Here is a 24670-nt window from a genome sequence, read left to right on the forward strand (position 1 = left end):
AGCAAGCGGAACGTCCCGCTTTAGCGGGAGAGGGGTTAGGGGTGGTTTAATGAGTCAGTTCAAAAAAATTCCTATAAAAAATTTTCAGAGAAGCGCTCTTGAAGTTGCTCCATTTCTATTGGGAAAACTTCTAGTACGTAAACTCAATGATAAATTTTTAGTCACACGTATCGTTGAAGTTGAAGCATATCTAAATGATGACCCCGCTTCACATTCATTCGGGAGAATAACCGAACGCAATAAAGCTATGTATGAAGCCGGCGGACATTTTTATGTTTACTTTATTTACGGAAATTATTTCTGCGTTAACGTTGTGACAAACGTAAAAGGACATGGCGAGGGAGTTCTCATCCGCGCAGTCGAGCCTTTAGAGGGAATAGAAGAAATGCTCAGGAACAGAAAAAACATTACCAATGAACATGATGTAACTAACGGTCCCGGAAAACTCTGCATGGCTCTGAACATCAATAAAGATTTTTACGGAGCACGAGTTGACGGTGAAGACTTATTCATTGCTTATGACGAATCACCTGCCGATTTTAAAACAGGTATTTCAAAGCGAATCGGATTATCCGTCAGCGAAGAAATCGAACACAGATTTTTTATCAAAGGAAATAAATTTGTAACGAAGCATAAATTTAATAAATGAAAATAAGATTCTGCGGAGCAGCCCGTACCGTTACCGGCTCACAGCACCTACTCCAGATAAACGGCAAAAAAATTCTTCTTGACTGCGGATTGTACCAGGGTAAAAGAGAAGAAGCTTACGAAGTAAATAAAAACTTTTTATTCGATGCACAGGATATTCACGCTGTAATTTTATCTCATGCGCACATTGACCACTCGGGAAATCTGCCTTCACTTGTAAGGCAGGGTTTCAGCGGAAGCATTTACGCAACATCTGCTACACGCGACCTCTGCGCAATTATGCTTCAGGATAGCGCTCACATTCAGGTAAAAGATACAGAGTTCGTTAACAAAAAAAGAAAGAAGAAAAATCTTTCTCCGTTCAATCCGTTATACAGAGAAGGTGATGTTGTGAACACTCTTTCCAAATTCAAAACAACTTCTTACTATCAGGATTTTTATATCGAAGGTCTTGGCGACTCTATGAAGGTTCAGTTCATCGATGCAGGGCATATTCTTGGTTCCGCTGAAGTTGTACTCACTATAAAAGAAAAAGGAAGAGAATATAAATTTGCTTTCACGGGTGATTTAGGAAGACCGAATCTTCCAATACTTCGCGACCCTGATTTCATGGGAAATGTTAATTTCTTAATTTCCGAATCAACTTACGGAGGCAAGTATCACGATAACCCGACACAGATGGAATCGCAGCTTGCAGCAGTAATAAATGAGGCAGTCAGCCGCGGCGGAAAAATAATTGTTCCTGCATTCAGCGTCGGCAGAACTCAGGAAATTTTATATTCAATGTCAAGATTAATTAGCAGGAAAGAAATTCCTTCCTTCCCTATTTATGTTGATAGTCCTTTATCATCATCTGCTACAGGTGTATTCAAAGTCCATCCTGAGTGTTACGATAAAGAAATACAGCAATTAATATCAGAAGGAACAAATGTATTCGAGCTTCCTACAGTAAAGTATGTAACTAAAGTTGAAGACTCAAAGAAATTAAACTCAATGCATGAATGCGCAATGATAATTTCTGCTTCAGGAATGTGTGAAGCAGGAAGAGTGCTGCATCATCTTGCAAATAATATTGAAGATAAAAATGCAACGATTCTTATAGTAGGATTTATGGCAGAGCATACGCTCGGCAGAAAGTTAGTTGAAGCAAAAGATACTCCGGGAGTTCCTGTAAATATTTTCGGAGAAGAATATAAAACTAATGCTAAGATAGTTGTACTTAATTCCTTCTCTGCTCATGCAGACAGAAAAGAGCTTTTGGATTACTTCAGCAAATTTGATAAAAATGAATTGCAGCAGGTATATTTAGTACATGGAGAGCTCGACCAGCAGCAGGCATTAAAGCAAGGGCTTGGTGAATTGAACATCAAGAATGTAGAAATACCTGTGAAGGGAACGGAGATAGAAATATCGTTATTAGTTATGAGTTATGAGTTATGAGTTATGAGTTATGAGTTATGAGTTATGAGTTATGAGTTATGAGTTATAAGTTATGAGTTATAAGTTATGAGTTAAAACTGAACAGTAAAGAAGATAGTTTATAATTGTTAACTGCTAAATGTTAATTGCTAATTGTTAATTGTTAATTGTTCATACAAATTATAATACTCTTCCGCTGATTTATCCCATGAGAAATCGGATTTCATTCCGCGGACAACAATTTGCTCCCAGACTTCCTTATCCTGGTAAACGTCGATTGCTCGTTTTACTGTTAAGTATAAAGCTTCGGGTGTTGCATCTTCAAATGAAAATCCGTTGCCGGATTGATTGAACTCATGATAATCAAAAACTGTATCTGCAAGTCCACCTGTTTTTCTTACAATAGGAACTGCGCCGTAACGCAGACTATACATCTGATTCAAGCCGCATGGTTCATAAAGCGAAGGCATTAAAAACATATCAGATGCAGCAGTAATTAAATGAGACAACTCGTTATTGTAACCGACGTACTCAATAAAATTATCTGTATAAGCATCGGCAGCGCGCTCAATGAAGTCTTCATATTTTTTCTCACCGCTTCCCAGCACCATCATGTAAATCGGAAGCTGCATAAGCTCATGAAACACAGGCATAATTAAGTCTAAACCTTTTTGTCCTGTAAGTCTTGTAATTAACCCTATGAGAGGAACGTCCTCTTTGTATTTAAAGCCCGCTTCTTTTATCAGATGCTTTTTTATCTCGTGCTTTTCATCAAGTGAATTGAATGAGTAGTTATGCGGTATGTAAATATCCTTTTCAGGATTCCAGATATCTGTATCGATGCCGTTAAGAATTCCGTACAGGTCTTTGCTTCTGAATTGAAGAACGCCTTCAAGTCCTGCTCCGTATTCCTTTGTCTGAATTTCTTTTGCGTAGTTGGGACTTACAGTTGTAAGAACATCGGCGAACCAAAGTCCTGCTTTTAAAAAACTGAAAGCCTTATCAAGTTCGTAAGGACCTTCGGGATAAAAGTGGTCCCTTGTTAAACCTGCTTTCTCAATAGTAGAGGGAGCAAATCTTCCCTGATAACCAATGTTATGAATTGATAAAACTGTTTTTGTATTCTTGAAAAGTTCGTCCCAGTTATAATTGAATCTGACGTATGCAGGTATAAGTCCGGTCTGCCAGTCATTACAATTGATAATAGCAGGAGACCATTTTAATCTTTGAATTAATTCAAGACAGGCTATCTGAAAAAAAATGAATCTCTCATCTTCATCTTTATCTTCTGTATAAGGTTTTCCCCTATGAAAGAAGTGCGGACAGTCTATAAAATAAACGTTTACTTCTGAATCAGGAAGTTTGCCCTCCCAGAAATTGAATGTATATGTTGCGTCACCGATTTTTACGGGAGTATCTATAAATTCTTCATTCTGATAAAGACCGTTATCGATGGTTTTTATAGTATCATAAAGAGGCAGAAATACTTTCATATCGCAGCCCAGCTTTTGCAAAGCTTTCGGAAGTGAACCTGAAACGTCAGCGAGTCCCCCTGTTTTTACATAGGGAAAACACTCAGTCGTTAGAAATGCTACATTCATTCAGAGAAAATTTTAATAGAGTAACTAGAGAGAATTAACTATTTAAATTCTGAAATGCCTTTAAATAATTAAAGTATTACAGCTTTGTTTCAATAAAATACGGAAGCATCTTTCTCCACGTTGGCCAATCATGCGGCATATCATATCCCCATAAATCAAGTGTATGTGGAATTTGTTTTGTATCAAGTATAGAAGATAGTTTTTTGGAAGCATCCGGGTCTTCATAATTTCCCTGACCTGTTGCGATTATGATTTTCTTGTTATCTCTCATCTGTTCGAGAATACTTTCGTCAGTAAGATTTGCAAGATAATCAACGGGAGAATTGAAGTAACAGTTATCATCGAAGTAACCCTTACTGTACGAACGAAGCGAGTATGCGCCGCTCATAGCAATAGTACCTGCAATTAAGTCAGGTCTCTTGAAAAATATATTTGCGCAATGCAAGGCACCGAGTGATGCGCCTGTTGTATAGATAGGAACTTCACCGTTGCTGTCATTGATGATAAAAGGAACAACTTCGTTATAAACATATTCATTAAACTGCTGATGTCTCGTTGCTTTATGCTGCGGAGCCATTTCATCATTCAACCAGCTTTCGTTGTTGATGCTGTTTATAGAAAAAACTTTTATCTTTCCGCTTTCAATATGAGGAGTAATAGCTTCAATCAGATGAAATCTTTCGTACTCTAAATAATCTGCAGCTGCAGTAGGAAACATCAAAAGCGCATCGCCGAAGTCACCGTAAACAACTAAATCCATTTCTTTGTTAAGGTTCGGGCTGAACCATTTGTGAATTTCTCTTCTCATATTGTAAAGATTTTTTAAAAATTTTAAGAATAAATGTGGGGTTGAAAATTGGTTTCAATATATAAAATTAACTGATATTTTATAATACAAAATAAAGTAATGAAAAAGGTCAAACTCCATTGGGAATTTGACCTTCTTAAACTAACATTCTTCAAATTTTGCAGTGAAGTGCCGCAGGAATTCAGGCTCTTCAGTTATCTTCAATCCTTTAAGTTTATCTTTAGTTTTGCTTATTTCAATAAGGACTTCAGCAACATAATCAAAATGACTTTGTGTATAAACTCTGCGCGGGAATGCAAGTCTTACAAGCTCCATATCAGCAGGAATTAATTTTCCTTTATCATATTTGCCGAACATAACGCTGCCTATTTCCACAGCACGGATTCCGCCTTCTCTGTATAAAGCGCAAACAAGTGCCTGTCCGGGATATTTATCGGAAGGAATATGAGGCAGGAAATCTTTTGCATCAAGATAAATTGCATGTCCTCCGGTTGGTTTAATAAATGGGATACCATTCTTTTCAAGTTTTTCACCTATGTATTCGACTGAACGAATTCGGTAATGTAAGTAATCTTCATCCATAATTTCTTTAAGTCCCTGAGCAATTGCTTCAAGGTCGCGTCCGGCAAGTCCGCCGTATGTTTCGAATCCTTCAGTGATGATTAAAAGATTTTTGCATTTTTCATAGAGTGATTTATCGTTCATTGCAAGAAATCCGCCGATGTTTGCAAAGGCATCTTTCTTAGCGCTCATCGTACAGCCGTCAGCATAAGAGAAAGTTTCTTCAACTATTTCTTCAATTGATTTATCTTTATATCCTTCTTCTCTCTGCTGGATAAAATATGCATTCTCTGCAAATCTGCATGCATCCAAGAAGAATGGGATATTGTGCTTCACACAAATTTTCTTCGTCTCTCTGATATTTTCCATCGATACGGGCTGTCCGCCATTGGTATTATCCGTAATAGTTATCATCACCATCGGAATATTTTCAGCGCCGACTTCAGTAATCTTCTCTTCCAACTTTTTTAAATCAATATTGCCTTTGAATGGATGAATCAACGAAGGATGTTTTCCCTCTTCAATATTTAAATCAATTGCTTCACCGAGATTAAATTCAATGTTTGCTCTTGTCGTATCGAAGTGATTATTGTTCAGTATATATTTTTTCTTTGAGTGGTCATCGAGCAATATGGAAAACAAAATTCTCTCCGCAGCTCTTCCCTGGTGAACAGGAATTACGTAGTCGAACCCGAAGATTTTCTTAACAGTATCTTTGAATCTGTAATAACTTTTTGAGCCTGCGTATGATTCATCGCCGTCCATTATTCCTGCCCACTGAAGCGAGCTCATTGCTGAGGTTCCGCTATCGGTAAGCAAATCTATAATTACATCATCGGCTTTTATTAGAAATGGATTGAAGTACGCTTCTTTTAAAATAACTTCGCGTTCTTCTTTTGTAGTAAAATGGATTTTTTCTACGGATTTTATTTTGAATGGTTCAATTATGGTTTTCATTATTTCGAATTATTTATATTCAAAAATAATGAAATTACCGCAGGTGAAATATGATTTAGCTCATAATTAGTTGCCGGTTTTCAGTTAATAGTTGCCGGTAAAAAAGCAACTGAACTCTTATGTTTCTGACAACTAATAACTGACAACTAATAACTACGCAACATCTTCATCATCTTTTTGCTCTTCATCAAAATCAATGCTTCCACTAATTAATTTTAACGGATCTTCAGATGGCAGCTCATGCACATCTCTGAGCTTTCTTTCAATCGAACGCGAGCGGGTTCCAACTCTGTCCAGTTCATTTGTTGCTTCAGTAAGCTTCTTCTTTGTCTTCTCAATTAACGTTGCATAGGTACCGAATTCGGTTTTTACTGAGCTGAGCAAGTCCCAGACTTCGCTTGAACGTTTACCGATTGCAAGTGTCTTGAATCCCATTTGCAGACTGTTCAATAAAGCAGAAATCGTAGTAGGACCCGTAATAGTGATTTTACACTCTCGCTGGATTTGTTCAAACAGTCCCGGGATTCTCAAAACCTCAGCGTATAAACTTTCAAATGGCAGGAACATAATTCCGAAGTCAGTCGTATTCGGCGGATCAATATATTTATCGTTTATATACTTTGCATTCTTCTTTACATTGGAAGCCAGATCTTTCTGAGCTGCTTCAATAGCTGTGATATCACCTGAATCATAAGCTGTATTAAGTGCCTGATAAACTTCTGTTGGGAATTTTGCATCTATCGGCAGCCATAGCACACCTGAGTTATTGTCTTTGCCAGGCATTTTAATTGCAAACTCAACGCTGTCATTGCTACCGGTTTTTGTCTTAACATTTTTTCCGTACTGGTCAGGAGTTAATAACTGTTCAAGGATATTTTCAAGCTGATACTCACCAAAGACTCCACGCGTTTTTACATTGGATAAAACTTTTTTCAAGTCCCCTACTCCGGTTGCAAGATTTCTCATTTCACCGAGTCCCGAATGTACAAGCTCAAGTCTCTCACTTACAATTTTGAATGATTCACCCAGACGTTTTTCCAATGTGGATTGTAATTTTTCATCGACAGTAACTCTCATTCTTTCAAGCTGGGATGCGTTATCTTCCTGTATTGATTTCAGTTTTCCTTCAACTGTCTCTCGCATTTTTTCAAGTCGCTTCTCAGTCGTTTCCGATAATTGCTTTTGCTGTAAAGTCAGCTCTTCAAATTTCTCTCGTATGTTTTTACTGAAGACATCGAATGAGTTTGACTGCGAATTTGTTATTTCCCTCATGCTTGATATTGTCGTATCTGAGAAATTCTTGAACGATACATTTAACTCATCTCTTACCGCTCTTTGCTGTGATGTTAATTCTTCAAATTTCTCTCTTAGATTTTTGCTGAACACATCAAAAGAGTTTGCCTGAGAGTTTGTTATTTCTCTCATGCTGGAAATAGTAGTGTCTGAAAAATTCTTGAATGATGTGTTTAGTTCGTCTCTTGTTTCCTTCGATGACCTGTTAAACTCTTCCCTGTTCCTGCTGATTTCTTCTTTTACCGAGCCTTCTATTCTGCTTACATTTTCATTCATGTAGCTCAGTGTATTTTTCATTTCTGCATCGTTACCTGAATCTCCCTTAGAAGATTTCATTAAACTTACAATCTGCAATACTATTACAATTGCTATCAGTATTATTAAGACTATTTCCATCTGTGTGATTATGTTTCTGAAGTGAATTGATACTATACTAAATTAAGGTAATTTAGATTTGAGATTAAAGTCCATTAATTAATTTAATACAAAAAGCCCTGAAAGTTTACACCTTCAGGGCTTTCTAAAAATCTTGAATATTTAAAAATTATTTTGTGGTTGAGTATCTTACTTTTGCAAGACCGACCATAGAAAGAGTTTTAATATAAACCCAGCCCATATCAAACTCATACCATTTTCTTGAAAACTTAGGTGATGCAGGATTTGCATGGTGATTATTATGAAGTTCCTCACCTGCAATTAAAATCCCGACCGGGATAATGTTTGTTGAATGATCGTCAACTTCAGTGTTTCTGTATCCAAGCGAGTGGCCGATTCCGTTAACAACGTGACCAATAAAAATCATCCATAATACCTGACCGAGCCAAACTGCCGGTCCCCAGATAAATCCGAACAATAAGATATTTATACCCATTAAGATATAAATTCCCCATGAGCGGTATTTCATATAAACATTGTTTTCGAGCCAGTCATCGGGACAACCTTTTCCGAATTTTTCAACCATTTCTTTATCAGCAACGGCTTTTCTGTAATGGAATACTCCGCCAAATAATACTGACCAGAATCCTTTTTGTACAGGTGAATGCGGATCTTCAGGTTCATCAGGGAATGCATGATGTTTTCTGTGACAGGCAACCCATTCTTTGGTGCTCATGCCCGTTGCGAGCCAAAGCCAGGTTCTCATTAAGAAACTTATCGGAGCGGCGAAAACAACTCCTTTATGTGTAATAGAACGGTGTAAATAAAGTGATGACGATATACTGGTAAAGTGCCCTGTTATCAGTACAAACGCTAGTGGAATCCAGAAAGATTCCGGAACGAAATTAAATATCATTAAATAGGTTTTTGCTATCTTTTTAATTCAAAATCTCTAAACAGCAAAAACATTATTAGAAACCGTAAATAAAATAGATATGATGTTAAAAAGTAATAGTTAATAAGATACAAATTTTATCGGGAGGGAAAAATGCACTAAACTGTGCGATGAATGCCTCTTAGGCTCTAACAAAGTAAAAGTCGTAAACGTTCTTTATATAATCATTAAAATACTTTTCGCGGAAAAATGAATTACGGAACTCTTCATACATCTCTTTTATAACTCCGTAAAACTCTTCTACTTTACCATTTGTATATGATACGAGCAGTAGCTCTTCTTTTTCATCATATAAAATGTCAGCAATTGATGCCGATAATACGGCACCGGGATTATCCTTTAACATTGTTCTGGGGATTGACTTGAAAATGTTTGGTATGGGTAAAATTACACAGAAATTCTCAATCTGTCAATTCAAGGAATAGTAAATTTAATGTAAACTCATTTCCCTTTCGGAATATTGCCCCATTCCGGGACTCAAACGCCATTCCGGCATTACTGCTTTTTTTCCAAAAGCTCCATCTCTTTGCGAGATTTGTATCCGCATTTCACGAATAACGCCCGAAAGAACAAAACTATATTAATATTTATATTACAATGTTAAGGCAATATTATTTTATCAGCATCATTTTCTTTACTGAAATATAAATCGTGCCGTTTTCTGTTACTGCTTTGATTGAATAAAAATATAGTCCACTTGAAAGCCCGTTGGCTATAAATGGATACGAATAATACCCTGCTTGTTTGTTTTCATTCAATACTTCAGCAACTTGCTTTCCGGAGATATCATAAATTTTTATAGATACATTTGCATTCTCAGGCAAATCAAAATCTATCTTTGTAGTTGGATTAAAAGGATTAGGATAGTTTTGCCAAAGCACAAATTTATCAGGAGTTCCTGATGGCACAATTTTAAAAATAGAAGCCGAGGAAATTTGTCCGTCAGGATTTGTAACTGTAACAAGTCTTGTAGAATTTCTGACAGCACCTTCAGTATTCACATTTAAATTTATTGTTGTATCGTTAATGTATGAAACAGAATTTACAATTACTCCGTCGATTGCAACTTTTAAATGATTAGTAAATCCTGAACCCGGGTCAAAAAATCCCGAACCGTTAATTGACTTACCTATAAGATTTACCGAAATATTTGAACCGATTGAAACATTTGGTGGACTAATTTCATAAGGCGTTGCAGGAGGCGGAGCTTTAAGCTCGGCAACATAAACTCCGTAATTGTTTTCTCCGTTGCACCATTGGTGAATTGCCCAGAAAGTCATGTCATCATTCGGGTCAACTCTTATGCATGAGTAATCTCCCCATCTTCTGCTTCCGGCAGTACCGGGATCTGCAGGTGGATTATATGCAAAGCTTGTATTATTTGTTATTGTAAATGGTGTCTGCATTGTGCCTAAAGCATCTGATGAAAGTCTTCCGACACTTCCCATATTTATTCTGGTGTTTGCGCCGGCAATACAATAAACCATGGCTGAATGTCCTTGTCCTGATGTTGCAATAGTCGGTAACCAGTAATTAGCTGCGTTAGTAGAATTATCAAATACAGTCCCTGATTGTATCAAAGCAGGAGTTGAGTTTAGATTGCTAACCTGGTACCATCTGCTTCCGTTTCTTGTTGGATTTGAAGTGGTACCTGAACTATTTACTCCTATGTTATGCACCGTCCATATAGAACCATTCCTCATCTGTGCCATAAATAATTTGTCATCCAAAGCATCCAATCTTCCGTTTTCTCCGCCTGTATTTCCTAAGTGAGGGACCTTCAATGGCTTTGAAGTCGTTGGTACCGTTACCGGAATGTTAGGAGAAAGGGACGGAGTTCCTCCCGGATTCAAAACTCTTCTTATCATAAGCGTTCCGAAACTTCCTTTATCCACTCCTATGAAATAGCCTTCAGTAGCATTGGGATCAGGATTATCGACTCCTTGCGGAGTAAATGGTCCTGAATTATTTATTATTAATCCTCCAAGGTCTGTTATTACCATTGGACCTGTTCCCTGAATAGATGACTTCTTTATTACCAGAGCATTAGAATTTACAAACTCGTCAGTTGATAAATCATATAAATTTCCGCCGATATAAAGCGCGTTTGCATCGAGTCCCAAAGTCGGATAATCTAAAAATGCTTTTGACTGCTGATAAAAGAAAAATCTGAAAACTGTACTTGAAGTTATAATGCTGTCAGGGCTAACTGCAAGCAGAACTCTGTTTGCAAGCGGTTGCGGAACATCTATCATCAATAAGTACCACTTCTTTGTTAGTCTGTCATATCTTATTCTCGGGTCGGTTGTATATGTTCCGGGAGAATTGGTCATTATTCCGGCAAAAAAATTATTAGTAGTTGTATTTATTGCTCCGTCAACTAAACCGGTTGATTTTGAAAATGATACTATTCTTCCGTTAACGTGAATTATGTATTGCGCAGGTCCCACTTCTCCCATAACATCCGGGGGATAATAGCCTGAGGGATTTGTTCCTGATAAACTTACTCCGTTGAAATTTATACCAAGTGTTTGAGGTGAATCATTATTTGTAGATTTATGATTGTGAGAATTTGGAGTGCGTTCAGGATATTGTGAGATTTCTTTTGAGTCCGGATTCTGCGGTAAGTTGTCTCTATCTGAATATTCTTTTTCTCTCTCTTGTTTAGGAATTTGCAGCGATTTTAATGGTCCAAATTTTTTTTCGCGTTCCATTATTTCGGAGAGCGGAACTTCAAATGCCATGTTGCCGTCATTTGAACGTCTGACATCTTTTAAATATTCTGTGTTGGAATAAACAACTGAGTCTCCGGCTGCATATAATTTTGTCTTAGTTACTTCATTACGGTTAATGGTTACCAGGTAACAATAATACGTTAAAGAAAGAAAAATGAATATTGCTAAGGTTAACCCGTATCGCTTCATTGTGATTTTATCAGGTCAAAAGATACTTAATTATTGAGTTATTCTAAATGTAATATAGGGGAAGTTATGCAGGATGGGTATAAAAAAAGCAGCCCCGAAAAATTCAGAGCTGCTTTGTATGAAACTAAGTTATGTGTAAATTTATTTTACTAACATCATTTTCTTTACTGAGCTGTAAGTTTTACCGTTATCAGTTAAAGCGCTGATTGAGTAAAAATACAATCCGCTTGAAAGTCTGCTTGCATTAAATGAAGCTGAATAATATCCTGCTGTTTTATAATCATTCATTACATTAGCAACTTCTTTACCTGAAATGTCATAAATCTTTATTGAGACTTTTGCATTTTCCGGTAAATCAAAATCTATCTTAGTCGAAGGATTAAATGGATTTGGATAGTTTTGAGCTAATACAAATTTAGATGGGATACCAACCTGTACTTCAGTGTTTAAATCATAATATTTGAAGTTACCGTTGTAATCTATCTGCTTTAATCTGTAGTTATATTTTCCGGATTCTAATTTTGTATCATTATATGAATAATCAACCTGTGAATTGGAATTACCTCTTCCCTGAACAAAACCGATTTTCTTCCAGTTATTATCTGATAACAGTTTTCTTTCAATATCAAATCCTGAGTTGTTTTGTTCGTTAGATGTTGACCATTTTAAGTTAACATCGTTCTTATTCACAGAGGAAGTAAAAGATGATAACTCGACCGGTAATACAACGAATATTGTAGCAGATGAAGTCTGTCCATCAGGATTTGTAACAGTTACAAGTCTTGTTGTATTTTGTGTAGCTCCCGTAGTGGTAACTACTAAGTTAATTGTAGTTGCATTTACATAGGTTGCAGAGTTTACCACAACTCCGCCATCGATTGCAACACTTAAGTGATTTGCAAATGTTGAACCGGGATCAAAAAATCCCGAGCCGCTGGCAGACGTTCCCGTTAAGGTTACTGCTATATTTGAACCTATCGGAACACTTGACGGACTGATTGAAGACGGAGTTGCAGGCGGCGGAGCTTTTAGCTGAGCTACGAAGCAACCATAGTTATTATTGCTCGGGTTTGATTCGTTAATTGCCCAAAAAGTCATATCGTCATTCGGGTCAACTCTAATGCATGAGTAATCACCCCATCTTCTTCCACCTGAACCACCGGGATCGCCGCTTGGGTTATAAGCAAATGAAGAATTAGTTGAAATTATCAACGGAGTCTGCATAGTTCCGGCTGCATCTGATGAAAGTCTGCCAACGCTTCCCATGTTAATTCTTGAACTTGCTCCTGCAAAGCAAAAAGAAATTGCCGCATGATTCTGTCCTGATGAAGCTATAGTAGGAATCCAGTAATTATTTACACTGGCAGTATTATCAAATACAGTGCCTGACTGTGTAAGAGTTGGAGTTGTTGTTAAATTTGAAATCTGATACCATCTTGCTCCGTTTCTGGTTGCTGATGTAGAAACACCTGAACTATTTACGCCTACGTTGTGAGTCGTCCATAAAGTACCGTTTCTCATCTGCGCCATAAATAATCTGTCGTCAAGAGCATCCAGTCTTCCGTTCGTTCCACCTGTATTTCCTGAATGGTTTACCACTAACGGAGATGCAGTTGTTGATACTGTCAATGTTAAATTTCCTGAGATAGTAGGAGTTCCTCCCGGAGTTGAAACTCTTCTAATCTGTAATGTGCCAAAAGTTGCATTATCTACACCAATGAAATATCCTTCAGTTGCATTCGGATCAGGATTATCAACACCCTGAGGAGTATAAGGACCGGCACCTGAGGCACTTGGAAGTAAATTGCCGAGATTGGTTGTAACCATAGGGCCGGCACCTTGAATAGAGGATTTTCTTATTACAAGCGCATTTGTATTTGAAAATGCTCCGGCAAATGTAAATAAATTACCGCCGATATATAGAGCATTAGCATCTATTCCTAATGTAGGATAATCTAAAAATGTGCCTGAATGCTGATAGAAAAAGAATTTAAAAATAGTTGAAACTTTGATTGTACTATCAGGACTGACGCCCACTAATACTCTGTTTGCAATAGCGCCTGTTCCTGCAGGTACATCAATAATTATAAAGTACCATTTTTTTGAAAGTCTGTCATATCTTACTCTTGGATCAGATGTAAATGTACCTGAGTTGGAAGACATAACACTGGCAAAGAAATTGTCTGGAGTAGTATTAATAACTCCGTCAGCAACGCCTGTTGTTTTGTTATAAGAAATGAATTGTCCGTTTACACCTACAATATATTGTGTAGGACCTACATCTCCCATTACATCAGGAGGAAATGGACCTGAACTTCCGCCGCCGGTTGAACCGTTAAAAGTTATTCCTGCTGTTTGGGGAGCATCCGTCTGGTTAGTTTGAACGTTTTGATTTCTTGAATCACTAGGAGGATATTGAGAAGTTTTTGGTGAATTAGGATTTTGCGGTAAATTACTTCTGTCTGGTCCTTCTCTTTCTTCAATCTTTTTATTGATTCTTTGGGATTTTAATAGTCCGTATTTTTGCTCTCTAGCCATTATTTCAGAGAGAGGAACTTCAAAAGCCATTGCTCCGTCGTGGGAAACTCTGACATCTTTCAGATACTCAGTATTTGATGCTACTGAATCGGAAGATATTGATAAGCCATTCTTCGATACTTCATTATCCGGGGTCGTAAATTTGTAGATAAGGCAAGCTATTGCTAAAAGAACGGGTACAATTAAGTACAGCCTGGGGTTTTTCATAAATAGTTTTTTCATTCGGTCGAGAGAATGGTTTAAGGGGCATTCTATCGAATGAACGACTGAGGTTTAGTGAATCAAAAAGGAATATACCTTATTTTTCGGCGAATTTAAATGGATTACGTGGGGAGTAATTTTGCGATTTGTGAGAGATAAAAAATACAGCCCCGATTGAAACGGGGCTGTTGTATTCAAAAATTTCTATTATTTCATTAATATCATTCTTCTGGTATCTGAGAATGAGGCTGATTCTATTTTATAGAAGTAGACTCCGCTGGCAAATTCTGAAGCCTTGAATTCTGTCTCGTAGCTTCCTGCTGCAAAGTTACCGCTTAATAATTCGCTTACAAGCATACCTGTGCTGTTATATACTTTCAACGATACAAATTCAGATTTTGGAATATTAAATCTTATTTTTGTTGTAGGATTGAAAGGATTCGGGTAATTATTAAATAGCTTAAATTCTTTTGGAATCTCAGAACTTATTAAATTTACACCAACCAGCAATGTGGAGAAGCTCCAAGGTGATGAGAATGAACCTGTTCCGCTCGCATTAGTTGCGCTTACTCTCCAGAAATATGTCAATCCGTTTCCTAATTTTCCTGCCGGAACTGTGTATTGAGTAGTGGCACCGGAAACACTTCCCGAATCAGTAATAACTGCAAAATTTGAAATAGTTGAAATCTGAATGTGGAAAGCTGTCGCTCCGGCAATTGCCTGCCAAGTCAATGTAGGCGTAAGTGATTGTCCATTAGCTCCGTTTGACGGTGAAACCAAAGTTGGTGTAGGAGGAGGAGTAACAGTTGTTGAGAAATTAAATACTGTTGAAAATGCACTAGTACCTACAGCATTGCTTGCACTTACTCTCCAGAAATACGCAGAAGCATTTTGTAACTTTCCAACAGGAACGCTATACGAATTTGTAAACACTGTAGCAGAATCTGTTATCACTCCAAAATTTGAAATTGTAGATATCTGAACTTTATATGACGATGCGCCATTAACTGCATTCCATCCCAATGTAGGAGTTACGGAAACATTAGAAGAATTATTAGCAGGAGTAGTTAATACCGGGGCGGTCGGTGCTGAAAGTCCGCCTGTAGTAGTTTTTAAAACTACACCGTTATCTCCTACTACCCATCCGGTAGTAGTATTTACCATAGAAACACCATTCAGATTTGAGTTTGTACCTGAAGTTTGTGTTGACCATGTATTACCGCTGGTAGCAGTATAATTTATTCTTCCCTGCTGTCCTGTTGCCCAGCCTGTGCTTGGGTTTAAAAAGTTTACCGAAGTAATATTTGCAGTTACTGTACCAAGTGATTGTGTAGTCCAATTTGTACCGCCATTTAGTGTATTCAGCATAGTTCCTGCTGCTCCGCAAACCCATCCTAAAGTAGTTGATACAAATGAAACCGAATTCAATGTACCGGTCACACCAGATGTCAAAGCAGTCCAGTTAGTTCCACCGTTAGTTGTTTTTCTTATTGTTCCTGTAGCTCCCGTAACATAACCTTCCAAATCAGTTGTAAAAAATGCAGATGTAAGATTTACAGTTGTACCGCTTGTTAATGCAGTCCAGTTAGCACCGCCATTAGTTGTTTTAAGAATAGTACCTGCTGCACCTACAGCGTAACCTATTAATGCGCTCGGAAAATTTACATGAGTTAAGTTTGTACCGGTTGTTTGGCTGGTCCAGGTTTCACCTGCATTGGTTGACAATAAGATAATACCAAACTGACCTACAGCAACAGCATTAGTTGCCGAAGCAAATCGAACACATGTTAATGCATTTGCTGTGAGACTTGTTTTAGTAACCCAGTTTGTACCACCGTTAGTTGTCTTAATAATAGTACCGTTTGAACCTACAGCAAGACCGGTAGTTGCAGATAGAAAATTTACACTGCTTAGTGATACCGCTCCTACTCCCGACGTTTGTGCTACCCAACCTTGTGAATATGCCAAATCCGAAAATAGAAAAGATACTACTGCCAGAATTAATAGTAATTTTTTCATAAATAATAATTAAGTTTTTTGAACCGGACAGTTGGAAATCCGGTTTAAATAATTTGGTGAATGCACCTATTAGTTATACAAAACCTAATTATTATATGAATAAAAATCAATAGTGATAATTAATTCGCAGAACTAATTTTACCCATGAAAACCGTGATTGTCCGTTTCTTATCGAAACGGACAATTATTATAATATTAGTTACATTTTCTCCAATACATCATATGATCCCCCGGCGTACCGGTAATATCCTGAGTAAATGAACCTCCTACATATAAAAAACCTTGAAATGAAGCCAAGGCATCGCTTACCGAAGCATTTGGCTTTAAAGTATTGTAAACTCCATAAGTATTTAATTTATACCAGACAGGCAAAGAACTGCAGTCACAAGCAGATAGCCTCGCAATTCCATTGTATCCATGGATCGTTCCAATATCATATATTGGTCCAATTGCAATAATATCTCCATTGTAATCAAGTATTCTATTAATCATACTTAACTTATCTACTCCGTAAGTTAAACTTGAATTATTACTTTGAACAGAAATCCAATTTCCACCTGTCCCTAAATAAGCAATGTGATTAACATAACTGGTAGGAGAATATAGAGTCCTGAATTCCCCCGCCATGTAAAGTACTCCCGCCTTAATCATAAAATCTAAAATTACCGGAGATTTACCGGAAACACTTGTAAAATTGGAAGGTGTCCAGGAACTCCCGTTATACTTAATATATAAATTAGAGTTAATATTGTTAAATTTTAAAAATCTTCCGCCAATATATAATTCTCCGTTAAAAGTTTTCATTGCATAAACACCTGCGCAATCTCCGGCACTTGAAACATAAGCATCTGCACCGTAAGTAGTTAAAATCTGGAAAGCTCCTGAAGCATCAATACAAATTATTCCATGAACATCTGTAAGAATACCTGAAGGTCTGTTATCTCCAAATTTTAAAAATGTTCCACCCACAAATAGTTTATTCTGGAATACTTCTAAAGCAATGATTTCACCTGTCTCACTTCCTGCACTGCACCTACCATGTAATCCATAATTTATATTGATACCGTAGTTTCCGTTCCATCCGCTTAAATAATCCCAATGTCCTGAATTTATCCTGGCTAAATTTTCATTAGAACCGCCAATATATAAACTCCCATTATAAAAACACGCACAGAAAGCACAGGCGCTTAATTGCCAGTTAAGACTTTCATTAATTAACGCTTCAAATTTTACGCCGTCCCATAAGGCTACGTGCTTTGTATTTGGGACTATTACTCCATTGTTCATAGCATATTCAAATCTACCATAAACTAATAATTTGCTTCCATAATTTAAAAATCCCTTTACAGTTACATATTCCTGATCAGTTATTCCGGAAGTATATAATCCGGTTGCATTAGGAAGTACATTCCAGTTTGGTCCTGACGCCTGACCGCATGGCGGCCAACTTACCGGACCTGTATTTTGATTAGATTTGTTTGGCTGGGCTTCAGAAAATTTGACAGGAATGAATAAGCCCACCATGAATACGAATAACATTAAAAATGTTCTATTCATGAGGAGTATATTAGGTTTCTTACTGCAATGTGCAGAAAACTCTTGCTTCCTCTTCCATATTAAGAAACTGCCTGCTGCGCATTGGCGTTTGCGCACAACTGCAGGCAGTTATGATGTGATTTGTAGCAGAAGAACTGCAGAGGAAATTATTCCGTGTTTTTAGCGGGAACATGGAATAACACTTGTATTTTAATATCTTTTCCGAACTTCACCGCCCGTAAGGGGGACTAGCGGGCGGAGAAAGTATCGAGCAATCATTCAAACCGTAATTGGCTCCGCTTTTCCGGAATGATATGATGCGATAATGCATTGGCAACTTTTGGAAGTTCTAAACTTTGTGTTTCATATACCGATAAGATATTCTCACCGGTTAAGTCTTCAAATATTGCAGGGTCACAGTCTTTTACACTTTCCAGAAATTCATCCTTGCTGCTAAAGAAAGTCTGACCTTCGGGCTTGTTTATATTAAAAGCTAATATCTTCGAGTTATATTTTATCAGCCGGACTTTCTTTATTACCCTGCCTTGTTCGTCTAATGAAACTGAATAATTAAATTTTGCCATGGAGTTTATGTTTAAATATTATTCATTTCTAAATTAATCCTGCTGCGGAGGGGCAGCAGGATTTTTCAAATCCCTGATGAACTTATTATATTCACAGAGCGGTTTTTACTTTCCAGTGTCTTGTGCTGAAATTCTTTTTTTTGAAGCTCTTTCTTTATGACCTCTTTTTTGAGGGATTGATTTTCCCGAACGTCATTCATAAAAAAAGGATTTTCACCTATTATCGAAACTTCATTTTGAGTTACTACAGTTAATTGTGTCATTAGTTAATTTTAATCAAAATTATGAGTAATAGCTTCTCCAAACAAATAAAAATATGCTTGTTTGTTATATGAAATTTTTATGATTTTAAAGAAAACTTTAATTTTGTGTTGATTTTCAATATTTTATTCTGAAAATTGTTAGACCAAACCCCAATTTTATGATTAACTCTTCTGCAATTGATTTAATTAAAACACTCTCTAAAGAAGAATTCTCTGAATTCGAAAGTTTTATCAAATCGGAATTCTTCAATACTCATAAGCCCGTCGTTCTTTGTTTTGAGTTTATGAAGAAATATTTCCCTGATTTTGAACAGACAGAATTCAATAAGGAAAATCTCTTCGAAAAAATTTATCCCGGCAAAAAATATAATGATACAAATGTAAGAGTAAATCTATCAGCTATACTGAAACTTGCCGAGTCTTACCTTGCCTATAAAAATTTCAGGAAGAACGAATTTGAAAGCTCACTGCTGCTTGCTAAAGATTCTTACAAAAGAAATCTTCCCAAGTTTGAAGAGCGGCACATAAAAAACTGTGAAGCAAAATTAGCAGAAGCAAAATTTCTGGATGAAAATTATTTCTATGATAAATTTTCATTGGAGAATACTAAAACTCAGCAGAGAAAATCTGAAGACCAGTATCAATATATCGACTCAGTTCAAATAGCCAATGAGAACCTGACATATTTTTATTTCTCAAAGCTTCTGAGAAACTATGTTCTCATTTTAAATGAACAGTCAGCAGTTGAAGTTGAGTACGATATGAGCTCTATTAAAATTGTAATGGAGTTTGCGCAGATGTATGACTTTTCAAAATTCCCTGCCATTATGATTTATATGAATCTTCTCAAGATGTTTTTGAATTCGGATTTTAATGCATACTACAAAGCAAAAAAATTATTCCTTGAAGAAGGTGCTGACATGGATTCTAATGAAAAATTTAATACGTATATCTACCTTACTAACTTCATCTTTAAAAAATATATCGAGACAAAAAACGTTGAATATCTGAAAGAATGTCTTAATGTTCAGCTTCATCAGGTTGAAAACAAAGTCTTCGGAAGCAAGTATCTTTCGTATACCATTTATACAAATCTAGTAAGCATGGCAAGCCGTCTGGAAGATTACGAGATGGCGGAAAATCTTATCCATAAATATAAGAACGACCTCTCCCCTGTAAACAGAGAGAGCTTTTACGAATACGCGCTTGCTAGATTTTATTATCTTAAGAAGGACTTCGTTAAGGCAATGGAAATTATTATAAAGACCAAGCCCGTCGATATTTTTTATGAGCTCACAATTAAAGGCATGCTGCTTACTATTTACTATGAGCTGTCTTATTTTGAAAATGCCTTTGCATTGGTAAATACATACAAGCATACGGTAAAGTCACCGCTGCTGACTTCATCAGACAGAGCTATATTTTCAATCTTTGTGAGGTTATATGCAAAGCTGCTAAAGCTTAAAACCTCTGCCGATACTTCAAAGAAAGATGAGATACAGTTCCTTATAGATAAGGAAGATTATTTCCCGCATAAGGGATGGATGATAGAAAAGCTTTCTCAGTTGTGAGTTGTGAGTATTTCACCCTATCTCCATTTGTCTATTTCACTTTTTGTAAAAATTCGGGAAATAGTCGTGTTTTCATTTCACAATTTCACCAGTTGACCATTTCATTATTTGTAAATAGTCGCAAAAAAGTCGCATTTTCTTCCGCCATTGTTGGTCTCCTGACCAACAACGGTTGTAAGTATAAATTTTAAATACTTAAACCACCCCCTTAATCCCCCTCCTTGTAAAGGAGGGGGAAACAAACATCTCATAGTTGCGATGCTGAACTGGTCCCGATTTTGACGGGAGCATCGCAACGGAAAGTAATATTATTGTAACGTTAATCCTGAGAGGTGTAGTTTTGATACCGCCCCCTCAGTCCCCCTCCTTCTAAAGGAGGGGGGAAGTTTGTGTAATAGTCGGGTTTCTCTCCTCCTTCCCAAACCCCTGTTTGGGAAGGCCAAAAATTTCTAATAAGACTTCTCTAAATAGTCGCAAAATAGTCGCATTTTGTTTTCTTCGTTGATTTCATATCTGCTCAAAATACCATTGTAACATTATTGTCACATTTTTATACCGCCCCCTCAGTCCCCCTCCTTCTAAAGGAGGGGGAAGCTTATGTAAATAGTCGCAAAAAAGTCGCATTTTGTATTCTCCCGTATTGTAAAAACAATTCGCCGAGGCGAACCTTCGGCATTGCATATTTTATTTCAAAATTTTGACGGGTTTTTGACGGATTTTGTTCGCCTGACCTGACAGTTCGCCTTGGCGAACTGTCAGGTCAATTCTTGAATTTCCGCCGTTGTTGGTCTTTTGAGCAACAGCTACAATAAGAATAAATTTTAACCACCCCGTTAATCCCTCCCAACTTTGTCGGGACAAGCTCTCCTTGTAAAGGATGGGGAAACACTTGTACTCAGAAGCTCAGTTCTACACAAAATAACTTACAAAAATTTTGGAATTACTCTTCACTTAGCTCAACAACCCCCTCCTTTTTCTAAGGAGGGGGGAAGGGGGGGGGGTGGTTACTTTTTACTTCAAACAAATATACTGTATTTATAAAAGGAAGGAAATCAAATGTTCCCTATTAGTAGGTATAGGGAAAAATTATTTATTAAAAATTGACACATACTTCCCCCTCCTTTATAAGGAGGGGGACTGAGGGGGCGGTATCAATCGCATAACACTATAGCCGTTGGTCAGGAGACCAACGACAGCTATAAATCAAATGTTTCCTATTACCATGTATAGGGCAAAAAAACTTCACCCTTCATATTTCCTATATATTTTAAAAAAGGTTTAATATATTAATTTACAATCATTCTAACCCTAAAATTTAAATATAATTTAATATGGCAGGAAAGCGTTACACAACGAAATTCTCTCTCGTTTTATCCACATTTGTTGTTTTGGCATTATGCTCGATGATTTTATATTCTTGCGGAAATGATAAACCAAAATCGAAAACCGTTGACACCAAACCTATCTCAATCAAAAAATTTGATACTCCTCCGGGGGCAGACCCATCTGTATCCGCTGAACAGGGCGGTAACGGATTCACGGGCGAAGGATGGACGACCTACACAAAACTTATCGGGTACGGAGATCCGAAGGCAACTAAAGGCGGCAGCATTTCATGGTCAATCCCTGACTTCCCTGCTACCTTAAGACCAATCGGTAAAGATGAAAATTCTTACTATACACGTATGGCTCAGAACATGATGTATGAAAGACTTTTACAGCAGGACCCTGTAACAGAGGACTATGCTCCGTTACTTGCAACTCACTGGAAAATCTCTGATGACAAAATGAAGTTCACATTCCGTATCAACCCGAATGCAAGATGGGCTGACGGAAAACCTGTAACAGCAGATGATTACCTTGCAACATGGAAAATGATGCTTGATCCGGAGCTCTTAACAGGCGGCGATGAATTCTATAAAGAAAACTTTGAAATGCCTGTAAAGGAATCAATGTACATCGTATCAGTAAAAGCTAAGAAACTCGGCTGGATTTATTTTGACGTAGCTGCAGGTATAAAAGTTCTTCCTGCTCATTACTTACAGGATGATAAAGGTAACATGATGAAGGGTAAAGAATTCTTAGAAAAATATAACTACGACCCGATTCCCGGAAGCGGACCTTATTACATCAAAAAAGAAGACGTTGAAAAAGGCAGAACAATTATAATGAGAAGACGTTCAGACTACTGGGCAGAAAAAGAAAACTGGGCAGTTGGTATGAACAACTTCGACGTTTTCAAAACAGATGTTATACAGGATGACAACCTTGAATTTGAAAAGTTCAAAAAAGGCGATATAGATGTTTACTCATATAACAGAGCTTCATGGTGGGCAGAAAAAAGTGACTTTGATGATGTAAAAAGAGGCTTAGTTCAAAAAAGAAAGATCTTCAATCAAAAACCTGAAGGCCAGTCAGGACTTGCTCTCAATATGAGAAAAGAACCGTTCAATGATATTAAAATGAGAGAAGCTGTTAACAAGCTTATCGATTTTGATAAATGGAATGAAAGACTTTTCTTCAACGCATACAAAAGAATTAATTCATTCTTCGGCGGAACACCTTATGCAAACCCGACAAATGAAACATTCAAATATGATTTAGACGGAGCAATAAAATTAATCGAAGAAGCAGGATTCAAAGATAAAAATTCCGAAGGTTACAGAACAAAGAACGGTAAAGTGCTTGCGCTTGAGCTTCCATTCTCAAACAAATCACAGGAAAGATATTTAACAATCCTTCAGGAAGATTTCAAAAAAGCAGGTATAAAGCTTGACCTTAAAGAAGTTGACGGAACAACAAACTTCAAGATTGGTAACGAAAGAAACTTCACAATGATTATTGCCAACTGGGGCGGACAAAATCCTCCTTCACTTGACTTCAACGTTGTAAGTAAAACAGCCGATGACCCGAACAGCACAAACTGGCCGGGATACAAAAGCGAGAGAGTTGACGAGCTTGTAAAACAATACACAGTTAACTTCAACAAAAAAGAGAGAATTCCTATGGTACAGGAAATTGATAAAATTTTATATAATATGTACCCATACGGATATTTCTGGACAGCCCAGTATCAAAGATTATCATGGCAGAATAAATTCGGAATGCCGAAATGGATACTTGCAAAAGGCGATGACTTCTACGGCGGAACAGATACACCTATCTTCCAGATCTGGTGGTTTGACCCGGCAAAAGCAGCAGCTTATGATGAAGCAAAGAAAGACAACTCAAAGAAAATTCCTACAGAAGAAACAGAGAACAAATTCTGGATTACCGAAGGAAAGAGCGATGTATTAAAACTCAGTGACTTCTACACCAAATAAAATTTATTATCTCAAAGCCTGCCGGTTAATTCCGGCAGGCTTTATAAATCATATAATCTTATATGACCTTTTATTTTATCCGAAGATTTTTACTTATCATTCCTACCTTTTTTGGAATTACATTAATTACCTTTTTAATCCTTCAGATTGTTCCCGGCGGTCCCCTCGAAATGGAAATCATGAAAATTCGTATGGGCGGTCAGAAAGGAAGTGAGTCCGGTTCAAATTCCGGTTCGACTCAGAATATTCCTCAGTCTGCAATCGATGAATTAAAAAAATTCTATGGTTTTGATAAACCGATTCACGAAAGGTATATTATCTGGGTTACTCACTTATTAAAATTCGATCTGGGCAGGTCTTATGTTTACTCCGAGCCTGTTTGGGATGTAATAAAATCAAGATTTCCCGTCTCGATATATTTCGGACTGATAGGATTCATTCTCACCTACCTTGTCTGCGTTCCCCTCGGGGTTTATAAGGCAGTTAAGAACGGCTCCGTCTTCGACTTTATATCGTCTTCGCTGGTATTCATCGGCTACTCAATTCCCGGTTTTGCATTCGGCGCATTGATGCTAGTGTTATTCGGCGGTGGAAGCTTCTGGAGCGTATTTCCGCTTGGCGGATTTCGTTCAGACTCATGGGATGATTTGTCTTTTAGTTCTAAGATATGGGACCAGCTGCGGCATACATTTCTCCCCGTATTAGCTTACATGATTGGCAGCTTTGCAACTCTTACAATTCTAACAAAGAATACGGTAATAGATAATTTAGGGCAGGATTATATCAGAACAGCTTTTTCAAAAGGTATCTCCGAGAAAAGAGTTATATTCGGACATGCTCTTAGAAATTCCATGATTCCGATTGCAACAGGACTTGGTCATTTTATTTCATTGGTTCTTGCAGGCAGCTTTTTAATTGAAAAAGTATTCAACATTAACGGAATGGGACTTCTCGGTTACACATCTATCGTGCAAAGAGATTATCCCGTTGTGATGGGAATACTTGTTATTTCTACATTGCTATTGCTTATCGGCAATATTCTTTCCGATATGATATATGCAATGGTTGACCCGAGAATCAGATTCAATTAATTC

Annotated in this window: 16 protein-coding genes; 5 read left to right on the forward strand and 11 right to left on the reverse strand. The window is 37.2% G+C overall.

What is annotated here, in order from left to right:
- Window positions 1–49: 49 nt before the first annotated feature.
- Both JST55_16180 and JST55_16185 read left to right on the forward strand, forming a co-directional pair.
- Window positions 50–649: a DNA-3-methyladenine glycosylase gene (locus tag JST55_16180; GenBank protein MBS1495045.1), complete on the forward strand. Its 600-nt coding sequence runs from the start codon at window positions 50–52 to the stop codon at window positions 647–649.
- Window positions 646–2088, forward strand: coding sequence for an MBL fold metallo-hydrolase (locus tag JST55_16185; GenBank protein ID MBS1495046.1), 1443 nt, complete (start codon window positions 646–648; stop codon window positions 2086–2088). The genes JST55_16180 and JST55_16185 overlap by 4 nt, the downstream gene beginning before the upstream one ends.
- Window positions 2089–2216: 128 nt before the next feature.
- Here the strand turns inward: JST55_16185 and glgA are convergent, their stop codons facing one another.
- From glgA to JST55_16240, 11 genes are all read right to left on the reverse strand, one after another.
- Window positions 2217–3668 (reverse strand): glycogen synthase GlgA, encoded by a 1452-nt coding sequence (gene glgA / locus JST55_16190; GenBank protein MBS1495047.1) that lies wholly within the window; start codon window positions 3666–3668, stop codon window positions 2217–2219.
- A gap of 76 nt (window positions 3669–3744) precedes the next feature.
- The gene (locus JST55_16195; GenBank protein ID MBS1495048.1) at window positions 3745–4476 is read right to left on the reverse strand and encodes an esterase family protein; all 732 of its coding nucleotides are present in this window, start codon (window positions 4474–4476) and stop codon (window positions 3745–3747) included.
- Between the two features lie 141 nt (window positions 4477–4617).
- A complete protein-coding gene (locus JST55_16200; GenBank protein MBS1495049.1) occupies window positions 4618–5994 on the reverse strand; it encodes a tryptophanase in 1377 nt (458 codons plus the stop codon).
- Window positions 5995–6147: 153 nt separating this feature from the next.
- Window positions 6148–7584, reverse strand: coding sequence for a DNA recombination protein RmuC (gene rmuC, locus JST55_16205; protein ID MBS1495050.1), 1437 nt, complete (start codon window positions 7582–7584; stop codon window positions 6148–6150).
- A 247-nt stretch (window positions 7585–7831) separates the two neighbouring features.
- The gene (locus tag JST55_16210) at window positions 7832–8578 is read right to left on the reverse strand and encodes a fatty acid desaturase (protein ID MBS1495051.1); all 747 of its coding nucleotides are present in this window, start codon (window positions 8576–8578) and stop codon (window positions 7832–7834) included.
- Window positions 8579–8738: 160 nt separating this feature from the next.
- A complete protein-coding gene (locus JST55_16215) occupies window positions 8739–8963 on the reverse strand; it encodes a KTSC domain-containing protein (GenBank protein ID MBS1495052.1) in 225 nt (74 codons plus the stop codon).
- Window positions 8964–9228: 265 nt separating this feature from the next.
- Window positions 9229–11541, reverse strand: coding sequence for a T9SS type A sorting domain-containing protein (locus JST55_16220; GenBank protein MBS1495053.1), 2313 nt, complete (start codon window positions 11539–11541; stop codon window positions 9229–9231).
- 141 nt (window positions 11542–11682) lie between these two features.
- Window positions 11683–14301 carry a T9SS type A sorting domain-containing protein gene (locus tag JST55_16225; GenBank protein MBS1495054.1) on the reverse strand — a complete coding sequence of 873 codons (2619 nt, stop codon included), beginning with the start codon at window positions 14299–14301 and terminating at the stop codon, window positions 11683–11685.
- 186 nt (window positions 14302–14487) lie between these two features.
- Window positions 14488–16299, reverse strand: a complete 1812-nt coding sequence (locus tag JST55_16230) for a T9SS type A sorting domain-containing protein (protein MBS1495055.1) — start codon at window positions 16297–16299, stop codon at window positions 14488–14490.
- 195 nt (window positions 16300–16494) lie between these two features.
- Window positions 16495–17856: a hypothetical protein gene (locus JST55_16235; protein MBS1495056.1), complete on the reverse strand. Its 1362-nt coding sequence runs from the start codon at window positions 17854–17856 to the stop codon at window positions 16495–16497.
- Between the two features lie 254 nt (window positions 17857–18110).
- Window positions 18111–18419 (reverse strand): hypothetical protein, encoded by a 309-nt coding sequence (locus JST55_16240; GenBank protein MBS1495057.1) that lies wholly within the window; start codon window positions 18417–18419, stop codon window positions 18111–18113.
- 421 nt (window positions 18420–18840) lie between these two features.
- On the opposite strand from JST55_16240, the gene JST55_16245 reads away from it, so the two are divergent.
- The 3 genes from JST55_16245 to JST55_16255 all read left to right on the forward strand — a co-directional run bounded on the left by JST55_16245 (window position 18841) and on the right by JST55_16255 (window position 24667).
- Window positions 18841–20253: a hypothetical protein gene (locus JST55_16245; GenBank protein MBS1495058.1), complete on the forward strand. Its 1413-nt coding sequence runs from the start codon at window positions 18841–18843 to the stop codon at window positions 20251–20253.
- 1331 nt (window positions 20254–21584) lie between these two features.
- A complete protein-coding gene (locus tag JST55_16250; protein MBS1495059.1) occupies window positions 21585–23576 on the forward strand; it encodes an ABC transporter substrate-binding protein in 1992 nt (663 codons plus the stop codon).
- A 62-nt stretch (window positions 23577–23638) separates the two neighbouring features.
- Window positions 23639–24667: an ABC transporter permease subunit gene (locus JST55_16255; protein MBS1495060.1), complete on the forward strand. Its 1029-nt coding sequence runs from the start codon at window positions 23639–23641 to the stop codon at window positions 24665–24667.
- Window positions 24668–24670 lie beyond the last annotated feature (3 nt).

The organism is Bacteroidota bacterium (genome assembly GCA_018266835.1).
Lineage (GTDB): Bacteria > Bacteroidota > Ignavibacteria > Tepidaquicellales > Tepidaquicellaceae > JAFDZO01.

Bases quoted from the DNA above. Each gene is read 5' to 3' on its own strand.
- glgA (MBS1495047.1), bottom strand. From the start codon at position 3,668: ATGAATGTAGCATTTCTAACGACTGAGTGTTTTCCCTATGTAAAAACA.
- JST55_16255 (MBS1495060.1), top strand. From the start codon at position 23,639: ATGACCTTTTATTTTATCCGAAGATTTTTACTTATCATTCCTACCTTT.
- JST55_16215 (MBS1495052.1), bottom strand. From the start codon at position 8,963: ATGTTAAAGGATAATCCCGGTGCCGTATTATCGGCATCAATTGCTGAC.
- JST55_16245 (MBS1495058.1), top strand. From the start codon at position 18,841: ATGATTAACTCTTCTGCAATTGATTTAATTAAAACACTCTCTAAAGAA.
- JST55_16230 (MBS1495055.1), bottom strand. From the start codon at position 16,299: ATGAAAAAATTACTATTAATTCTGGCAGTAGTATCTTTTCTATTTTCG.
- JST55_16220 (MBS1495053.1), bottom strand. From the start codon at position 11,541: ATGAAGCGATACGGGTTAACCTTAGCAATATTCATTTTTCTTTCTTTA.
- rmuC (MBS1495050.1), bottom strand. From the start codon at position 7,584: ATGAAAAATACACTGAGCTACATGAATGAAAATGTAAGCAGAATAGAA.
- JST55_16250 (MBS1495059.1), top strand. From the start codon at position 21,585: ATGGCAGGAAAGCGTTACACAACGAAATTCTCTCTCGTTTTATCCACA.
- JST55_16180 (MBS1495045.1), top strand. From the start codon at position 50: ATGAGTCAGTTCAAAAAAATTCCTATAAAAAATTTTCAGAGAAGCGCT.
- JST55_16210 (MBS1495051.1), bottom strand. From the start codon at position 8,578: ATGATATTTAATTTCGTTCCGGAATCTTTCTGGATTCCACTAGCGTTT.
- JST55_16225 (MBS1495054.1), bottom strand. From the start codon at position 14,301: ATGAAAAAACTATTTATGAAAAACCCCAGGCTGTACTTAATTGTACCC.
- JST55_16235 (MBS1495056.1), bottom strand. From the start codon at position 17,856: ATGAATAGAACATTTTTAATGTTATTCGTATTCATGGTGGGCTTATTC.
- JST55_16195 (MBS1495048.1), bottom strand. From the start codon at position 4,476: ATGAGAAGAGAAATTCACAAATGGTTCAGCCCGAACCTTAACAAAGAA.
- JST55_16185 (MBS1495046.1), top strand. From the start codon at position 646: ATGAAAATAAGATTCTGCGGAGCAGCCCGTACCGTTACCGGCTCACAG.
- JST55_16200 (MBS1495049.1), bottom strand. From the start codon at position 5,994: ATGAAAACCATAATTGAACCATTCAAAATAAAATCCGTAGAAAAAATC.
- JST55_16240 (MBS1495057.1), bottom strand. From the start codon at position 18,419: ATGGCAAAATTTAATTATTCAGTTTCATTAGACGAACAAGGCAGGGTA.